The sequence below is a fragment of the Paraburkholderia polaris genome, from assembly GCF_012927345.1.
In the GTDB taxonomy this organism is placed as follows: Bacteria; Pseudomonadota; Gammaproteobacteria; order Burkholderiales; family Burkholderiaceae; genus Paraburkholderia; species Paraburkholderia polaris.
Window position 1 is genome coordinate 131,682 of the sequence record NZ_JABBGJ010000006.1, and the last position, 18,436, is coordinate 150,117.

Sequence of the window (18,436 nt, forward strand, 5' to 3'; positions counted from 1 at the left end):
GCCGTCACCACCGTCGAACAAAAGCCCAGCCCCGCCAGGGAGCCAAGGAGACAGGAGATGAAGGGAATGAGCAGCTGCGCCAGATTCAAAAAAAACCGGATGAGCCTCGGTATCGCGATGGCTCTTGGATGCTGGGCTGCATCGGCGAGTGCCGTGCAGATCGGCTCGAACCCCGATCTGGCCATCAATTGGGACAACACAATCAGCTACAACCTGGGCATGCGTGCGCAGGGCATCAATGACTCGATCGGCAACAACCCGCTCTATAGCGAATCGGATTACAAGTTCAAGCACGCCGGCGACATCGTCACCAACCGCGTGTCCGACCTGAGCGAATTCGATGCGGTCTATCAGGACAAGTTCGGCTTTCGCGTGAGCGCCTCGCTCTGGAAAGACTTCGCGTACGGCGGCGGCGTGAACAACAACCCGGGCATGGCCTATCCCGGTGTGCCTTACTCGAGCCTGAATTCGTACACCGGCAATCACTACGGCAGCTACACGGAACGCTATTACCAACAAGGCGCGGATCTGCTGGACGCGTTCGTGTTCGACAAGTTCGAAATCAACGGGCAGCCGGCTGTGATCAAGGTCGGCCGCCTTACCGAATACTGGGGCAATGCGCTGATCTTCGGCAACGAAGGCATCAACTATGGCCAAGGCGCTTCGAACAGCATCGAGGGCGCCGCCTCACCTGGCACGCAGGCAAAGGAACTGGCCATTCCGCGCGCCCAGGTGCTGTTCTCGACTCAGATCACGCCGACGGTCTCACTGGCCGCGCAATATTTCGCCGAATACGCGCCGACCCGTTTGCCTGAAGGCGGCACCTATCTCGGCACGGTCGGCTTCGGGTTCCAGGGGCCGAACCTGCTGGAGGGCTCGGTGCCACGCGGCAGCGACTTCATGCCGAACAACGGTTTTCATAACGACTACGGCGCCAAAGCCACGTGGGCGCCGGAATGGTTGGGCGGCACGTTCGGCTTCTATTACCGTAGCTTGACGGAAACGCAGCCGTGGGTACTGCTCGGGGAGAACCCGGTGACCGGTGCGACCAACTATCACCTGTCATATGGCTCGAACGTGAAGCTATACGGCATGAGCCTCGACAAACAGATCGGCGACCTCAGCACGGGGTTCGAAGTGTCGTACCGGCATAACACGGCGTTGAACAGCGGTACCGGCCCGTTGCCTGGCGATCTGAGCGGCCAGCAAGGCGCACGCGGCGACGTTGTCAATGTGATCGCTAATGCGCTGGCGGGTTTGGCGCGCACGCCGTTCTGGAACACCGGCAGCGCGCTGGCGGAAATCGCGTTCACGCAGAAGGTCAAGACGACCAGCGACGGCGCGCTCTATAACGGCGTCGGCAACCTGGCGCAATGTCCGAGCGGCAGCAAGTGGGCCGGTTGCTCGACCAACAACTCGGTGGCGCTCGCGGTGCAGTTCGATCCTCAGTGGCTGCAGGTGTTCCCGGGCATCGACCTCGACGCGCCGATGTTCATGCAGTACGGCCTGTGGGGCAACACGCCGACTCTGGGCGGCACCAATCAGGGTTCGATGATCTACACCTTCGGCCTGCATGCGTTGATTCAGAACAAATACAACGTCACGTTGCAATACAACGGCTATCACTCGCACGCCGGCGGCCAGACCAATTTCGGCACGGCCAACGGATTACCGAGCGGCGGCCCGTCGTATTACGCAACGGGTAATGGTCCGGTTTTCTACAACGACAAAAATTGGGTTTCGCTTACGTTTTCTTCTTCATTCTGACGGGCGCCGGTGCCGCCCGCTTTCTGTCACGGACGCCGTTACGAGCGCCGGATAAGAAAAACTGTCGCGCACCGGCTGGGTTTTTCTGACACATATTCTGGAGACAAGCATGAAACTCTCAATGGTACTGGCAACGATGGCGACGGCAGTCGCCGCCAGTGGGCCTGTGCTCGCGGCGGTCAGCCCCGACGAAGCCAAAGAACTGGGCGGCAAGCTCACCGAATTCGGCGCACTGAAAGCCGCCAACGCGGACGGTTCGATCCCTGCCTACACAGGCGGCGTGAAGGATCTGACCATCCCCGCCGACTTCAAGCCCGGCAGCGGCCGCTATCCCGACCCGTTCAAGGATGACAAGCCGATCGAGTCGATCACGAAGGCCAATCAGGCCAAGTACGCCGACGTACTGACGCCGGGCACCAAGGCGCTGCTCGACCGCTTCCCCGATTTTCGCGTCGACGTCTACAAGACACGCCGCACGATGACGTATCCGGACTGGGTGCTCAAGAACACAGTAAGCTGCGCGACCACGGCGAAGCTGGTCGGCAAGATCAAGGGCGATGGCGTTGAAGGCGCATTTGGCTGCATCCCGTTCCCGATTCCGAAAGACGGCTACGAGGTGATGTGGAATCAGAACATGCGCTACCAGGGCGTGCGCACCGACTTCCACTTCCGTACCATCTTTGTCGACCAAGCTGGTCACAAGACCTTGATGGGCGACCAGGAATCGAAGTTCATCTACCCGTACTACGACCGCAACGCGACGAAGCTGACCGACCCGTTCTTCCGCCTGACCTACACCAACTTCTTCGGTCCGTCCTCGCAGGTCGGCCAGTTGTATCTGGCGAAATACAGCATCAACGACGGCGAGCAGGACGACACCACGTGGATCTACATGCCAGGTCAGCGGCGCGTGCGGGTCGCGCCGGAATTGAAGTACGACACGCCGATGGCGGGCATTGGCGGCACGCTGATATTCGACGAAATCGGCGGGTTCCAGGGACGCATGGACCGCTTCGATTTCAAGCTGGCGGGCGAGAAAGAAATCCTCGTGCCGTACAACAACTATCGCGCCTATCAGGCAACGAATCTGGTCGGCGATAAGTTCGCGAACCCGGACGTCGTGCGTTGGGAAAAGCACCGTGTCTGGGAAGTCGAGGCGACCCTCAAACCGGGCCAGCGTTTCATCTACAGCCGCCGCACGTATTACATCGACGAAGACACCTGGCTGATCGTGGCGTATGACGCGTACGACCAGAGCAATGCGCTCTATCGCACCGCCTATACGCTGGACATCGTTCCTTACGACAAGCCGCGCGTCGGCCAGCCGATCCAGGTGGTCTACGACCTGACCAAGGGCAACTACGCGGTGATCGCGGACCAGGGCGATCCGGCCACCCACATGATCCCGCACGACGAACTGCCGAACCAGGCGTATTACACGCCGGCAGCGCTGCAAAGCGCAGGCGTGCGCTGAACGGCGTGCGCGCTCGCCGGATCTTTTTCTCGATCCCGGCGAGCGCGCACCGCGTCACTTGTCAATCTGTGTCTGCGGAGACTTACCCATGACCTTCCGGTCTGTGCATTGCATGACGGCCATCGTGGCGGCACTCGCGTGCGTCCCGGTGCTGGGTGCTGCCACCAGTGTCGAGCCGGCCGCGGGCCGCCTAAAGGCGTTCGTCGACCCGCTGGACGCGCCTGCCGAAACCGCTGTCTCGCCGGGTACCCGTCCGATGACCGCGGTAGCAAGCGCAGGCAGTCGCCTTGTCGGCGTTGGCCAGCGCGGTGTGATCGTCGTATCCGACGACCACGGGCATAGCTGGCGCCAGGTCCCGAGTCCGGTTCAGAGCGACCTGACGGCAGTGGCCTTCCCCACCCCTTCCGAAGGCTGGGCCGTCGGCCACGACGGTGTGATTCTGCACACGTCGAACGGCGGCATGAACTGGTCCAAACAACTCGACGGACGCATCTCCAACGAGCGCTTCGTCGCCTATTACCGCTCGGCCGCGGCGCGCGGCGACACGAGCGCCGCGCCTTATCAGAAGCAGGAAGAGAACAACGCCAAGGGGGGTGCGTCGCTGCCTTACCTCGATGTCTGGTTCGACAATGCCGAGCACGGCTACGCGGTCGGTTCGTTCGGTTCGTTCGCCGTGACAAACGACGGCGGCAGAACCTGGCAGCCCGGCCTCGAGCACGTCGACAACCCGGACTTCCTGAACCTGAACGCGATTCGCGGTATCGGCGGCGAGGTGTATATCGCCGGTGAACGCGGCACGGTGTTCCGGCTCGATCGCGCGAGCGGCCAGTTCAAGCGTCTGCAAACGGGCTACGCCGGCAGCTTCTTCGGCATCGTCGGCAATGAAAAGCGGCTGTTCGCATTCGGTTTGCGCGGCACCGTCTATCAAAGCGCCGATCAGGGTGCAACCTGGCAGAAGGCCGACACCGGCACCGATTCGACGCTGAATGGCGCCACCGTGCTCGGTGATGGCCGCATCGTGATTTGCGGCAGCCGCGCGATGCTGTTGGTTGCCGATCCGGTCAGCGGCGCATTCCAGCGGGTCTCCACCGATACGCCGATGCTGTTCGCCGGCATCGCCGCGGACGGCGCGGATCGCGTCGCGCTCGGCGGTTCGAGCGGCATGAGTATCGAGGCGATCGGCGCGCGGCGCTGAGCCGGACAGACTCAATCAGCACCATCAGCGCGGTAAGTGCAGTAAGTGCAGCAGGCGCGAGAGCCGCCATTGAATCGCATCACTAGAGGTGTTCAACATGGATAACCCCCACGATCAGTCCGCGGCGAAGGATCAACCGCAACCGGCGCAGCCTTTCGACCGCCGTTCCGGCGGTCCGGTCGAGCGGCTGATTTTCAATCATCGCGCGCTCATCGTGATCGTCTGCGTGTTCCTGACGGCGCTGTTCGGCGCCCGCGCCACGCGTCTGGAAGTCAACGCGAACTTCCTGAACATGATTCCGCAGTCGCACCCGTTCGTGCGCAACTATCTCGACAACGCCGCGTCATTGCGTGCGCTCGGCAACTCGCTGCGGATTTCGGTGGAGAACACCAACGGCTCGATCTACGACGCCGACTATCTGCGCACGCTGGAGAAGATCAACGACAAAGTCTTTCTGATGCACGGCGTGGACCGCGCGTACATGAAGTCGTTGTGGACGCCGTCGGTGCGCTGGACCGAAATCACCGAGGACGGCTTTCGCGGCGGCCCCGTGATGCCGGAAGCCTATGACGGCTCCGTCAAAAGCCTCGACGAATTGCGCCGCAATGTGGCGCGCGCCGGCATCGGCGGCTCGGTGGTCGCGAACAACGAGCGGTCGAGCGTGGTGTTCGTGCCGCTGCTCGACAAAGATCCCGCCACCGGCGCGCCGCTGAACTATCGCGAACTCTCGAATGATCTGGAAAAGCAGATCCGCTCGCTTGAAACCGGCAACGTCAAGATTCACATCGTCGGCTTTGCGAAGCTGGCGGGCGATCTGATCAACGGCCTTGACGGCGTGCTGATCTACTTCGGCATCTCTGCTTTGATCGCGGCGTTCGCGCTCTACGCGTACACCCGCTGCATGCGCAGCACAGGGCTGGTGGTGCTCTGCTCGGCTGCCGCAGTGATCTGGCAACTCGGCATCGTCCAATGGCTGGGCTTTTCGATCGACCCGTACTCAATCCTCGTGCCGTTTCTTGTCTTCGCCATCGGTGTCTCCCACGGCGCGCAGAAAATGAACGGCATTACCCGCGACGTCGCACGCGGCGTGCATCGCTATGCGGCCGCCCGCCATACGTTCCGGCGCCTGTTCCTCGCCGGCCTGACCGCCCTCCTCGCCGACGTGGTCGGCTTCGCGGTGCTGATGATCATCGACGTGCCCGTGATCCGGAATCTCGCGCTCGCTGCCAGCATCGGTGTGGGCGTCTTGATCTTCACCAACCTCGTGCTGCTGCCGGTGCTGCTGTCGTACACGGGTGTCAGCAAATCGGCGGTGCGCCGGGCACGCCTGAGCGCCGATCCGCATGCAAAGCGCGGTTTCGTGGTGCGCAGCTATCAGGCCTTCGACCGCTTTTCCACCCGCCGCTGGGCGATCGGCGCGCTGGTCGGCGCGCTGCTGCTGTTTATCGGCGGCTTTGCGATCAGCACGCATCTGCAGGTGGGCGACCTCGATTCCGGCGCCCCCGAACTGAAGGCGAACTCGCGCTATAACCGCGACAACGCGTTCATCAACCAGCACTACAACTTGTCGAGCGACGTCTTCGCGGTGATCGTCAAGACGCCGGCGGGCGGCGTGGAGAGCTTCCCGACGCTCACCGAAATGGACCGTCTCGAAGCGAAGCTGCGCGAGACCGAAGGCGTGCGCGGCACGGTGTCCGCGTCGAGCGTGGTGCGGCAGTACACGGCCGGCAACTTCGAAGGCTCGCCCAAGTGGTTGACGGTGAACCGCGACCCGTTCGTCTCCGGCGACGCGTTTTCAAACGTGGTGGTGGCCATGCCCGAACTGACCAACGCCGACCGCACGGTCGCCCCGCTGCTGGTCTTCCTGAGCGACCACAAGGCCGAGACACTGACGCGCGTGGTGAACGTGGTGAACGATTTCGCCGCGGCGCACGACACGCCCGAGCGGCATTTCCTGCTTGCCGCCGGTTCAGCCGGCATCGACGCGGCGACCAATATCGTTGTCGAGCAGGCCAATCGCGAGATGCTGCTGCTGGTCTACGCGTCGGTGGCGATCCTCTGCTTCATCACCTTCCGTACGTGGCGCGCCGTCGTTGTCGCGCTGATTCCGCTGATGCTCACCTCGGTGTTGTGCGAAGCGCTGATGGTGTTGCTCGGCATCGGCGTGAAGGTCGCCACGCTGCCGGTGATCGCACTCGGCGTCGGGATCGGCGTCGACTACGCGCTGTATCTGCTCTCCGTACAACTCGCGCGGCAACGCGCCGGCGCCACCCTGCGCGAGGCCTATCGCGACGCCCTGATGTTCACCGGCAAGGTGGTGATGCTGGTCGGCTTCACGCTCGCGGGCGGCGTCGTCACGTGGGTCTGGTCGCCGATCAAATTCCAGGCCGACATGGGCATCCTGCTCACCTTCATGTTCCTGTGGAACATGGTCGGCGCCCTCGTGCTGATTCCGGCGCTCTCCTATTTCCTGCTGCGGCCGAAAGCCGAGCGCCTGCGCGGCGGCTCCGGCAGCGAGCCTGCCGAGGCTAGCCAAACCGTGACCGCCGCCTCGGCCACCCGCCTGCGCGCCGCTGCGCCGGTGGCCCGCCAGGCCTCCTGACACGCCGTTCATCCAACACTTTTTGGAGATTCACCGATATGTTCGATCTACTGATGACCGCCGACATGATGGTTCCGGACCCGGACGGGATGACCGAATTGCTGGTCAACAAGCTGGGGATTCACAAACACCCGAACTGGCGCCAGGCGTTCGACAACCATCCGTACATCGCCCATTTTCTGCGCGTGCACAAGTCGCTGGCGGTGGCGCCGACGCGCGTCGAGCCGCAAGTGCATCTGGATCGTCCGAACCCCGGCGACCCGTCGTTCCATCATTTCCTGCAAAGCCTCGAAGCGTTTCAGGGCAAGCATCGGCCGATCCTCACGCACTCGATCGTGGTGGCCACGCATGGTCCGAAGTTCGAGCAGACCGTCGAGCGCCTGATGCGCCGCCGCCTGCCGTTCCGGATGGCGCAGCGCACCCCGGAAATGCCTTTCGACCGTTTGTGGGTCGGTGTGACCCCTGAGCGCCCCGAGTACGAACCCTCCGTGGACGGCGGCCTGTGCATCGAGATCATGCCGATGGAGCCGCTGCAACTGCCGCCCGAAACCTTCGCGACGCCTGCGCCGCAGCCGCGCGATCTGCAGCCGGGCCAACTGGTGCGTGTCACCGCACGCGGCTTTCTCGTGCGCGATCTCGACGACACCCTGCGCCGCTGTTCGGCGAATCTCGACTGGGAGCCGGTCGGCGCGGTGGAAACGCTGGTCGGCGAAGGCTACCGGCGCGCGCGAATGGGCTTCACGCTGCCCAACAGCGCGTCGCTCGACGTGCTCGAGGCGACCCGCTGGGACGGCGAGGCCGGCCGCTATCTGAACAGCTGGGGGCCGGGCCCGTATTTCGTGCGGATCGCAGTGAACGGCCTGCAAGTCAAGGCCGAAGAATTGAAGGCGCGCGGCATCGGTTTCGACTGGGTCGAATCGTCCGAAGCCGTGGGCGGCCGATCGCTGATTCGCATCCACCCCGCCGAGCTCGACGGCCAGCTGTTCGAGTTCGAAGAATTTCAGGCGCCCCGCTAAATGCTGACTACCCACGAGGGGACCCCCATCATGAATGGGCTGACGATCAACCCTACCGTGCGCATCGAGCGCAGCGGCAAGACCGCGTGGATCGTGCTGAACCGGCCGGAGCAGATCAACGCGATCAACGACGACATTCGCCGGGGCGTGCCGCAGGCGCTGCAGCTCCTCGACACCGATCCCGACGTTCACGTGATCGTGCTGCGCGGTGAAGGTCCGCGCGGCTTCTGTGCGGGCGCCGACATCAAGGAAAAGCGCGGGCCCGAATCGTCGCTGCAAGTGCGGCGGCGCATGGAGCGCTCGCGCTGGATCGAGGCGCTCGATCAGGTCCAGAAGCCGGTTCTCGCCGCCTTGCACGGCTTCTGCATGGGCGGCGGGCTGGAGATCGCGCTCGCCTGCGATATCCGCTTCGCCTCGCCCGATACCGTGCTTGCGCTGCCGGAAACCGGCCTCGGCCTGATTCCGGGCGGCGGCGGCACGCAGCGTCTCGCGCGCGTGGTCGGCCATGGCCGTGCGCTCGACGTGCTCCTGACCGGCGACCGGATGAGCGCACAGCAAGCGAAGGAAATCGGCCTCGTCACGCGCATTTCGGCAACGCCCGAGAGTCTGATCGCCGAAGTGCAAACGCTAGCGGACCGGCTCGCCGCGAAATCGCCGGCGGCCACGATCTACGTCAAGCAGGCGGCGCGCGCCGCGCTCGAACTCGATCTGCGCCGCGGCCTGGATCGCGAGCTCGATCTATTCGCGCTGCTCGCCCCGAGCGACGACGTGAAAGAAGCCGCGCTGGCCTTCAAGGAAAAGCGCACCCCTGTTTTCACTGGAGATTGAGCAGATGACTAGCGGTATTGGCAGTTCTGGCGGTACCGGCACGACGCAAACGACGGCCGGCAAACTCGACGGCAAGGTTGCGATCGTCACCGGCGCGGGCGGCGGACTCGGCGCGGCCTGCGCCCGTGGCCTCGCGGCGCAAGGCGCGCGTGTCGCCGTGGTGGATATCGACGGCGATGCGGCGGCGGCGGTGGCCGCTTCGATCGGCGGACGGGCGCTGGGCCTGCGCACCGACGTCTCGTCCGAGGCCGAGGTCAAGGCGATGATCGCAGCGGTACTGGAGCGCTTTGGACGCATCGACATCCTGCACAACAATGCGGCCGTGCTCGACGCCGCGCAACGCAGCGGCGACCGCGATGTGTGCAACGTCGAAGTCGAAGCATGGGATCGCGCGATGGCGGTCAATCTGCGCGGCCCGATGTTGTGTTCGAAGCACGCGATTCCCGCGATGCTGAAGGTAGGCGGCGGTTCGATCATCCACGCGTCGTCCGGTTTTGGCGCGCAGGGCGATTTCACCTTGAGCGCGTATGCCGCTTCGAAAGCCGGCTTGACGATCCTGAGCAAGTCGATTGCCGCCCAATACGGCAAGCAAGGGATTCGCTCGAACACGATCCAGATCGGTCTCGTGGTCGCGGAGAACGGTGGCGCGCATCCGCTGCCCGACGACATCAAGGCGGTGATTCTCGACGGTCATCTGACGCCCTATCTCGGCGAACCGAAGCATGTGGCGGATGTCGTGTGCTTTCTCGCTTCGGACGAAGCCGCGTTCATCACCGGCGCGACCCTGCCCGTCGATGGCGGCTTCACGAGCCATGCGCCGACTCTGGCGCCGATGCGTGCGCTGTTCGCCGCGCGCGGTAGAGAAGCATATTGAACGCGCAGCCGTCGTCTCAGGCGCGGCCGGACTTCGATACTTCAGTTGCAAAGCCGAGGGGCGCCGGCAAGCCGACTATCGTCCTGGTGCACGGTGGCCAGCATAGTGGTACGTGCTGGCAGCCCACCGTCGACGCATTGCGCGCGCGCGATCCTTCAGCGCAGGTACTCGCCGTCGATCTGCCCGGCCACGGTAACGAACCGGGCAATCTGGCGACGCTGACCATCGCGCAATGCGTCGAGAGCGTGACGGCGCAAATTCTCGCGACGCGGCCGGACCGGGTGATGCTGGTCGGCCATTCGATGGCGGGGATCACGCTGCCCGGTGTGGCGGCGCGGCTTGGGCCCGCGCTCGTGCAACGGATGGTTTTCATCGCCTGCTGCATCCCGCCTGACGGCAAGACCGTGCTCGATACACTGCATGCGCCGATGAACGTGATCGCGTCGCGAGCCGCACGGCGCACCGCCGTTAGCGCGCCGTTCCCCGCGTTCATCGCGCGCTGGGTATTCGCCAACGGCATGACGCGGGAGCAGAAGCAACGCGTCGTGGCGGGTCTGTGTGCCGAAAGCACCAGGGTGACGACCGAACCGGTCGATCGCTCGACATTACCGCGCGTACCGATGAGCTGGGTGCTCACTCAACGCGACCGTGCGTTGCGGCCGAAGGTGCAACGCGAATTCATCGGCAACCTGGGCGGCGTGGACGAAGTGATCGAACTCGATACCTGTCATAACGCGATGATCAGCGAGCCGGTGAAGCTGGCGGAGATTCTGTTGAGCCGGTGCTGAGCATGACGAAGGGCGCTTGCTTTACGCAAGCGCCCTTCAGCTTCATCACGTCACACTACGAGTCGCTCTTCTCGCGGCGCCTTCGGCTGGTTCGGCCCCCTTGCCTGCGCATACTCCGTCATCAATGCCTGCCGCTTTTTCTCCACAGCGTGGATGTTGCGTTCCTTGACGTGACCAAATCCTCGAATCTCGTCCGGCAACTTCGCGAGCCGGATCGCCACATCGAGATTGTCCGCATTCAGTGAAGCGCAAAACGTTTCCACCAGTGCGATGTAGTCTTCGATAAGTTGCCGCTCCATGCGCCGCTCGGCAGTCTTGCCGAATATATCGAACGCCCCGCCGCGCAGACCTTTGAATTTAGCCAGCATGCGGAACATGGGCAGCACCCAAGGTCCAAAGCGGCGCTTGATCAGGTGCCCATGCTCGTCGCGCTTGGCGAGCAAAGGCGGGGCGAGATAGAAGCTGAGCGCGTAGTCTTTGCCCGGCTCGCCTTCGAACTGGGCGCGCAGCTTGTCGAGATAGGCCGGCTCGGCATAGAGTCGTGCGACTTCGTATTCGTCCTTGTAGCTCATCAGCTTCGCGAGATTTTGCGCGACGGCGCGCGTGAGCGGCATCTGCATATCGCCGCTGATTTGCGATTCCCTCGCGCGTAGTCGTCCCACCACGTTTCGATAGCGCTCTGCATAGCGCTCGTCCTGATACTCGACGAGAACCTGCGCGCGCGTCTCGATCAGCTTCTCCACCGACTGCGGCAGTTGCAGCACGACCGCCTGCGTTTGCGCTAAGTCGCGCGTTTGCCGTGGCACGAACTGATCCACCGCCTGCGCGCCGTGTTCAGCGATATAGCGCCCCCAATCGAACGCGAGGCGGTTCTTCTCGACTGCCACGCCGTTCAGTTCGATGGCGCGCAGCAGGCTCGCATTCGAAAGCGGCAACCAGCCCTTCTGCCACACATAGCCCAAAAGCAACGGGTTCGCGTAAATCGTGTCGCCCAGCAGTGTCAGTGCGAGCTGATTGGCATCGATAAATGCGCAATGCTCGCCGATATTGGCACGCAAATCCTGCTCCGTCTGCGCACCCGGAAACACCCAATGCGGGTTCTTCACAAACTCGGCCGTGGGTGTGGCGCCGCTATTGATCGCCGCGCGCGTGACGTCGAGTCGCGTCTTCGAGAGCACTTCCGGCAAGGCCGACACGATCGCATCGCAACCGATGATGAGCCGCGCCTCGCCGGTGCCGATGCGCGTGGCGTGCAGCGCGTCGGGTGTCGGCGCAAGCTGGATATGGCTCAGCACCGCACCACCTTTCTGCGCGAGTCCCGCCATGTCGAGCACGACGACGCCCTTGCGCTCCAGATGCGCGGCCATGCCGATCAGCCCGCCGATTGTGACGACGCCCGTGCCGCCGACGCCGGTCACGAGAATGCCGTAGCGTTGCGCGAGCGGTTCGGCCCGCGGCTGTGTCAGCGCCGCAAAATCCGGCATGCGATTGTCGCCTTGCGCGGCCCCACCCGCGCCTGCCGGCTTCTTCACTTGCGCACCTTCCGCCGTGACGAAGCTCGGACAGAAGCCCTTCACGCACGAAAAATCCTTGTTGCACGACGACTGATTGATCTTGCGTTTGGTGCCAAGCGGCGTCTCGAGCGGCTCGACCGACAGACAGTTCGACTGCACCGAGCAATCGCCGCAGCCCTCGCAGACCGCATCGTTAATGAACGCGCGTTTGGCGGGGTCAGGGTACGTGCCGCGCTTGCGCCGCCGACGCTTTTCGGTCGCGCAGGTCTGGTCGTAAATCAGCACGGTGGTGCCGGCCGTGTCGCGCAATTCGCGCTGAATCGCATCGAGCCGGTCACGATGATGGACCTGAACGCCGGTCGGCAATAACACAGCCGCCGAGTATTTCTCTGGCTCGTCGGTGACGATCACCACCCGCTTCGCCCCTTCCGCGACGACCTGAAACGCGATCTGCGGCACCGTCAGCACGCCGTCGACCGGTTGGCCACCGGTCATGGCGACCGCGTCGTTATAGAGAATCTTGTAGGTGGCGTTCGCGCTCGCCGCAATCGCCGCGCGGATCGCCAGCAGGCCGGAGTGGAAATAGGTGCCATCGCCGAGGTTGACGAATACATGCTTATCGCTCGTGAAATGCATCTGCCCAAGCCACGCCACGCCCTCGCCGCCCATCTGGCTGAAGGTCTCGGTATTGCGGTCCATCCACATCGCCATATAGTGGCAACCGATACCCGCCAGTGCGCGCGAGCCTTCCGGAACCCGCGTCGACGTGTTGTGCGGGCAACCCGAACAGAACCAAGGTTTGCGCTCCACCGTGACGCGCGGCCTGGCCGCCTCGCGCTCCTTCGCCTCGATCAAGGCGACGCGCCCGGCAATTCTTGCGGCGACGTCAGCGGGCAAATCGGCCTTCGCGAGACGCCGCGCGATCGCCTTGGCGATCAGCGCGGGCGACAGTTCGTGATGCGCCGGCAACAGCCAGTCGCCACGCGGCACCGACCACTCGCCGCCTTCGTTGTCGCGCTCGTCGAACTTGCCATAGACTTTCGGGCGCACGTCGTCGCGCCAGTTGTACAGCTCTTCTTTCAGCGCGTATTCGAGAATCTGACGCTTCTCCTCGACGACCAGGATTTCCTGCAAGCCGGTCGCGAAGTTGCGCGCGTCCTGCGCGTCGAGTGGCCATACACAACCCACTTTCAACACGCGAATGCCCACCTGCGCGCACGTTACGTCGTCGAGGCCGAGGTCGAGGAGCGCCTGGCGCACGTCCAGATAAGCCTTGCCCGCGGTCATGATGCCGAAGCGCGGCGCGGGTGAATCGATCACCACGCGGTTCAGTTTGTTGGCGCGTACATAGGCAAGCGCCGCATACCACTTATGGTCGAGCAGCCGCGCTTCCTGCGCGAGCGGCGGATCGGGCCAGCGGATATTCAGGCCACCCTCCGGCATCGTGTAATCGTCCGGCAGCGTGATCTGTACACGCTCGGGATCGATCTCGATCGATGCGGTCGACTCCACCACATCTGTCACGCATTTCATCGCGACCCACAGGCCCGAATAGCGGCTCATGGCCCAGCCATGCAGCCCATAGTCGATATATTCCTGCACGCTGGACGGATACAGCACCGGAATCCCGCTTGCGATGAACGCGTGCTCCGACTCATGCGCCACCGACGACGACTTCGCGCCATGATCGTCGCCTGCCAGCACCAGCACGCCGCCATGCTTGTCGGTGCCCGCCGAGTTCGCGTGACGGAACACGTCGCCGGTGCGATCGACGCCCGGCCCTTTGCCGTACCACATGCCGAATACGCCGTCGTAGGTCGCGCCGGGCCACAGATTGATCTGCTGCGAGCCCCACACGGCGGTAGCCGCGAGGTCTTCGTTGACGCCCGCCTGAAACACGACGTCATGCGCTTTCAAATGGCTTTTGGCCTTCCACAGCGCCATATCCAGCGCGCCGAGCGGCGAGCCGCGATAGCCCGAGATATAGCCGGCGGTATTCAAACCCGCGCGACGGTCGCGTTCTTTCTGTAACATCGGCAGGCGCGCCAATGCCTGAGTGCCGCTGATATAAATGCGGCCTTGGTTCAGGGTGTATTTGTCGTCGAGTGAGACGGCGGCTAGCTCCGCTTCTTGAGCGGGCGATGCTGGCGCGTTCATGGGCTTGTCTCCGATACTGGTTTCGGGCCAGTATAGGCAGGCCGATTCCAGCGGTAAAACCACAAAAACGCAAGCCTCGCATCCGAAAAACGCATGGCCAAAGACGTCACCCTCAGACAACTCCGCTACTTTGTCGCCGCTGCCCGCGCGGGACAGTTTTCGATGGCGGCCGCGAGCGAACATGTGTCGCAATCGGCGATCACCAATGCCGTGATCGCGCTCGAACAGGCGCTCGGCGCACGCTTATTCGACCGCGGCGCGCACGGCGTGACGCTCACCGCCGACGGTCACGATTTCTACAATCATGCACGGCACGTGCTGGAGTCCGTGCGGGACGCGTTGCACAAGCCGCGTTCGGGCGCACGGGCCAGTTCGGGCACAGTGCGGATTGCCGCCTCGTATGCGGTGCTGGGCTATTTTTTGCCGGAGTTACTGGCGCGGTTTCGCGCGAGTTTTCCTGCGATCGAGCTCGATCTGCGGGATATGGACCGGCCCGCTATTGAAGAAGCGGTCTTGCGAGGCGACATCGATCTCGGCGTCACCCTGGTATCGAACGTCGAACGCCTGGGCGAGTTTGGGCACCAGATTCTGATTCGTTCGCGGCGGCAGTTATGGACCGCGCCTTCGCATCCGTTGGCGATGCTGCCGAGCGTTTCGCTGGCTGATGTAGCTGCGCATCCGAGCATTGTGCTCACCGTCGACGAAGGCGAGGCTTCGATGATGCGCTATTGGCGCGCGGCCGGATTGGAGCCGAACATCGCATTTCGGACCGGGTCAATGGAAGCCGTGCGGGGCTTGGTGGCCAATGGCTTTGGCGTGACCGTTCTGTCGGATATGCTGTTTAGAGCCTGGTCGCTCGATGGAACGCGCATCGATGCGCGGCCTCTCGTCGACCCGATCCCGCCGATGGAAGTCGGCTTGCTATGGCGCCCCAGCGGGGAAATTGCGCCAGCTGCGCGACAGTTGCAGGAGTTTCTGATTCAGGCACATAGCACATAGCGCGTGGGACATAGCGCATGGTTCGGAGGTTCGGCAGGAGAGAAACCACCTCACGCTTCAGCCGTGCCGCAGCTTGCCAACGCCTGGGCCAGATTCGCCCGCATGCGATGCAACAAGCCGATCAGTACCTCACGCTCGTGAGCATCGAGGCCGGCTAAGGCGTCGTCCGCAACCCGGTCCCCGACATCCAGCACCTGGGCGAGCGCTGCCCGCGCCTTGCGGGTCGCTTTCACACAGTAAGCGCGCCGGTCGTGCGCATCCGCCACCCGCATCACCCAGCCGCCTTCGGTCATTCTGTCCAACAGCCTCGTCAACGAAATCGGCGATATCTCCAGCGTCTCGGCAAGCCTTGCCTGATTCGTCTCGCCATACCAGGAAAGATAGGCCAGCACGCGACTCTGTGCGCGCGTCAAGCCGAGGCGAGCCTTGGCCCGCTCATCGAAAAGCCGGCCGCACAGCCGGCCCGCGTCCGTGATCAGAAAGCCCAAGCGGTTGTCGTAGCCGTTTTCCATGCCGGCGATTATACGAGCCAATTTAGTCAAATGTGAACATGACGGCGATATCTGTCTCAATTACAATAAGCACGCTTATCAATTTTGCGCGCGACGCGACTGAGACCTCTACGTTATGGCAGGACATTCCACGGCACCCGCCCAGCCACCGCAACCCGGCGCTGGGCTCAACCGGCCGCTGATCACCGTGTCGATCATGCTGGCCACGCTGATGCAATCGCTCGACAGCACGATCGCCAACGTGGCACTGCCGCATATGCAAGGCGCGCTCTCCGCGTCGCAGGACGAAATCACCTGGGTTCTCACCTCGTATATCGTGTCCGCGGCCATCGCCACGCCGCTCACCGGCTGGCTTGCCACCCGCTTCGGCGTCAAGCATCTGCTGGCTGCCTCGATCACGGGCTTCACGATCGCTTCCGGCTTCTGCGGTCTGGCGGACTCGCTGCCGCAAATCATCATCGCGCGCTTGTTGCAAGGGATCTTCGGCGCGTCGCTGGTGCCGTTGTCGCAATCCATCCTGCTCGATATCAATCCGCGCGAAAAGCAGGGCCAGGCGATGGCCGTGTGGGGCATGGGCGTGATGGTCGGGCCGATTCTCGGGCCCACGCTCGGCGGCTGGCTGACCGAGAGCTATAACTGGCGCTGGGTGTTCTTCATCAATCTGCCGGTGGGCGCCTTCGCGCTATTCGGCACACTCGCCTATCTGCCGGAAAACCGCCGCAAGCTCGGCGAGCGGTTCGATTTTTTCGGCTTCGCCACCCTGAGTCTGGCCGTCGGCGCATTGCAGGCGCTGCTCGATCGCGGCGAGCAGCTCGACTGGTTCAGTTCGATGGAAATCCGCGCCGAAGCGCTGCTGGCCGTCATCAGCTTCGCCTTCTTCATTGCCCATACGGCGACCGCGGGGCCGCGCTCTTTCTTCCGCTATCAGTTATTGAAGGACCGCAATTTCGTCACCGGCGTATTCTTCATCTTCGTGGTCGGCGCAGTGATGTACGCCACGCGCGCACTCCTGCCGCCAATGCTGCAATCGCTGATGAATTACGACGCCGCCACCGCGGGTCTCGTCAGTGCGCCGAGCGGCGTCGGCACGATGATCGCCATGATGGTCGTGGGCCGGCTGATCGGCCGCTTCGACGTGCGCGTGCTGCTCGTCACGGGTTTTCTGATCTCGGCGTTCGCGCTGTGGCAGATGACACACTACTCGCTGGTGTTGTCGCCCTCGGACATTGTCTGGCCGGGCGTGGTGCAGGGATTCGGCCTGGGCCTCGTGTTCGTGCCGCTCAGTTCCGTCACCTTCTCCACGCTGGCCGGCGAACTGCGCAGCGACGGCACCGCCATCTATAGCCTGATGCGCAACATCGGCAGCAGCATCGGGATTTCGGTGGTCCAGACCTTCATCACGCGCAATACCCAGGTGGCGCATGCATCGCTGGCCACCCATGTGTCGGTATACGACCCCGTGGTGCAGAACCAGGTCGATCTGCATTCCCCCAGCGCGCTCGCATTGCTGGACATGCAGGTCACCCAGCAGGCCTCGATGATCGCGTATATCGACGACTTCAAGCTGATGTTCATCGCTACCCTGCTGGTGATTCCTTTGCTGGCCATCATTCGCCCGGCCCGTCATTCGAGCGCCTCGCCCGCCGACGCTCATGTCGCGATGGACTAGCCCGCACACGCGAAGAACTTTGCTTCGGTTTATCTGTACATTTATCGCTATTCTGTTTAAATTACAAAAACCAAGACACCACCCGGCGGGCGATCGATCCATTGCTGGGCACGACATGAGGAGACATATGCAGATCGACCTGAGCAGCAAGCGCGTGATCGTCACCGGCGCATCACGCGGCATCGGCCGCGCAATCGCGCGGGCTTTCGCGGCCGAAGGCGCGCGCGTCGCCATTTGTGCGCGCACCAGCGCCGACCTTGAAACGGTTGCGGAAGACCTTAAAGTGCGCGGCGCATCCGCCGTGATCGCGCACTCGGTCGACGTGACCGATACCGAAGGCGTCAAACAGTTCGTCGAACATGTGGCGCAAAGCTGGGGCGGCGTGGACGTGCTGATCAACAATGCCGGCCAGGGCCGTGGCGGCAACCTCGAAACGCTGACGCCCGAACAGATCCTCGAACACGCCAACATCCTGCAAATGGGGCATTTCCGCTTCGTGCAGGCGGTGGTGCCGCATATGCGCAAGCAACGCTGGGGCCGCATCATCGAGATCAACGCGCTTGCGGGCGTCGTGCCGACGCCGGATGGCATTCCGTCGGTCGTCAATCGCGCGGCCTGCGTGGCGATGTCGAAATCGCTCGGCATGTCGCTCGCGAAAGACAACATCCTCGTCAACACGCTGAACATGGGCTGGATCGACACGGGCCAGTGGGACCGCCACTATCGCGAGATGCCGGCCGGCTGCACGCGTGAGGAGTTCGACCAAATGGTGCTGAAGGTCGTGCCGATCGGCCGCTTCGGCAAACCGGAAGACGTCGCGGGCATGGCGCTGTTCCTGTCGAGCGACTACGCGAGTTTCATCAGCGCGGCATCGATCGATATCGCCGGCGGCATGGGCGGCCAGATCGCCTACTACCCGACGCTCAAACGCGATTTCTACGAAGCGGTGAAGGCGCGCGGCGAGGCAGTGGTCGACCGGTAAGCGGGCGGGAAAGCATCATGCTGCCGCGGCGTACTTTTCTTCAGCACGCTGCATTCCAT

Annotated in this window: 13 protein-coding genes; 11 read left to right on the forward strand and 2 right to left on the reverse strand. The window is 63.3% G+C overall.

Annotated elements, in window-relative coordinates; genetic code table 11:
• Nucleotides 1–66: 66 nt before the first annotated feature.
• The 8 genes from HHL24_RS07250 to HHL24_RS07285 all read left to right on the forward strand — a co-directional run bounded on the left by HHL24_RS07250 (nucleotide 67) and on the right by HHL24_RS07285 (nucleotide 10,544).
• A complete protein-coding gene (locus tag HHL24_RS07250) occupies nucleotides 67–1,767 on the forward strand; it encodes a DUF1302 domain-containing protein (protein WP_169484817.1) in 1,701 nt (566 codons plus the stop codon).
• Between the two features lie 109 nt (nucleotides 1,768–1,876).
• Nucleotides 1,877–3,241 (forward strand): DUF1329 domain-containing protein, encoded by a 1,365-nt coding sequence (locus HHL24_RS07255; protein ID WP_169484818.1) that lies wholly within the window; start codon nucleotides 1,877–1,879, stop codon nucleotides 3,239–3,241.
• 88 nt (nucleotides 3,242–3,329) lie between these two features.
• Entirely contained in the window at nucleotides 3,330–4,436 is a 1,107-nt protein-coding gene (locus HHL24_RS07260; RefSeq protein WP_169484819.1) for a YCF48-related protein, read from the forward strand.
• A gap of 97 nt (nucleotides 4,437–4,533) precedes the next feature.
• The gene (locus HHL24_RS07265; RefSeq protein ID WP_169484820.1) at nucleotides 4,534–7,038 is read left to right on the forward strand and encodes an efflux RND transporter permease subunit; all 2,505 of its coding nucleotides are present in this window, start codon (nucleotides 4,534–4,536) and stop codon (nucleotides 7,036–7,038) included.
• A gap of 38 nt (nucleotides 7,039–7,076) precedes the next feature.
• Entirely contained in the window at nucleotides 7,077–8,054 is a 978-nt protein-coding gene (locus HHL24_RS07270; RefSeq protein WP_169484821.1) for a VOC family protein, read from the forward strand.
• Nucleotides 8,055–8,882, forward strand: coding sequence for an enoyl-CoA hydratase/isomerase family protein (locus HHL24_RS07275; protein ID WP_169484822.1), 828 nt, complete (start codon nucleotides 8,055–8,057; stop codon nucleotides 8,880–8,882).
• 4 nt (nucleotides 8,883–8,886) lie between these two features.
• On the forward strand, nucleotides 8,887–9,756 hold the full coding sequence (locus HHL24_RS07280; protein ID WP_169484823.1) for an SDR family NAD(P)-dependent oxidoreductase: 870 nt from the start codon (nucleotides 8,887–8,889) through the stop codon (nucleotides 9,754–9,756).
• Nucleotides 9,753–10,544 (forward strand): alpha/beta fold hydrolase, encoded by a 792-nt coding sequence (locus HHL24_RS07285; RefSeq protein WP_169484824.1) that lies wholly within the window; start codon nucleotides 9,753–9,755, stop codon nucleotides 10,542–10,544. Before HHL24_RS07280 ends, HHL24_RS07285 begins: the two co-directional genes overlap by 4 nt.
• A 50-nt stretch (nucleotides 10,545–10,594) precedes the next feature.
• Here the strand turns inward: HHL24_RS07285 and HHL24_RS07290 are convergent, their stop codons facing one another.
• Complete coding sequence (locus tag HHL24_RS07290; protein WP_169484825.1) at nucleotides 10,595–14,215, reverse strand: indolepyruvate ferredoxin oxidoreductase family protein; 3,621 nt, start codon at nucleotides 14,213–14,215, stop codon at nucleotides 10,595–10,597.
• A 93-nt stretch (nucleotides 14,216–14,308) separates the two neighbouring features.
• On the opposite strand from HHL24_RS07290, the gene HHL24_RS07295 reads away from it, so the two are divergent.
• On the forward strand, nucleotides 14,309–15,214 hold the full coding sequence (locus HHL24_RS07295) for a LysR substrate-binding domain-containing protein (RefSeq protein ID WP_169484826.1): 906 nt from the start codon (nucleotides 14,309–14,311) through the stop codon (nucleotides 15,212–15,214).
• 50 nt (nucleotides 15,215–15,264) lie between these two features.
• On the opposite strand, the gene HHL24_RS07300 is transcribed toward HHL24_RS07295, so the two are convergent.
• Nucleotides 15,265–15,726 (reverse strand): MarR family winged helix-turn-helix transcriptional regulator, encoded by a 462-nt coding sequence (locus HHL24_RS07300; protein WP_169484931.1) that lies wholly within the window; start codon nucleotides 15,724–15,726, stop codon nucleotides 15,265–15,267.
• 115 nt (nucleotides 15,727–15,841) lie between these two features.
• Here HHL24_RS07300 and HHL24_RS07305 point away from each other — a divergent pair, with 115 nt between their 5' ends.
• Nucleotides 15,842–17,395, forward strand: a complete 1,554-nt coding sequence (locus HHL24_RS07305; protein ID WP_169484827.1) for a DHA2 family efflux MFS transporter permease subunit — start codon at nucleotides 15,842–15,844, stop codon at nucleotides 17,393–17,395.
• Between the two features lie 127 nt (nucleotides 17,396–17,522).
• Nucleotides 17,523–18,377: an SDR family oxidoreductase gene (locus HHL24_RS07310; RefSeq protein ID WP_169484828.1), complete on the forward strand. Its 855-nt coding sequence runs from the start codon at nucleotides 17,523–17,525 to the stop codon at nucleotides 18,375–18,377.
• Nucleotides 18,378–18,436: the final 59 nt, after the last annotated feature.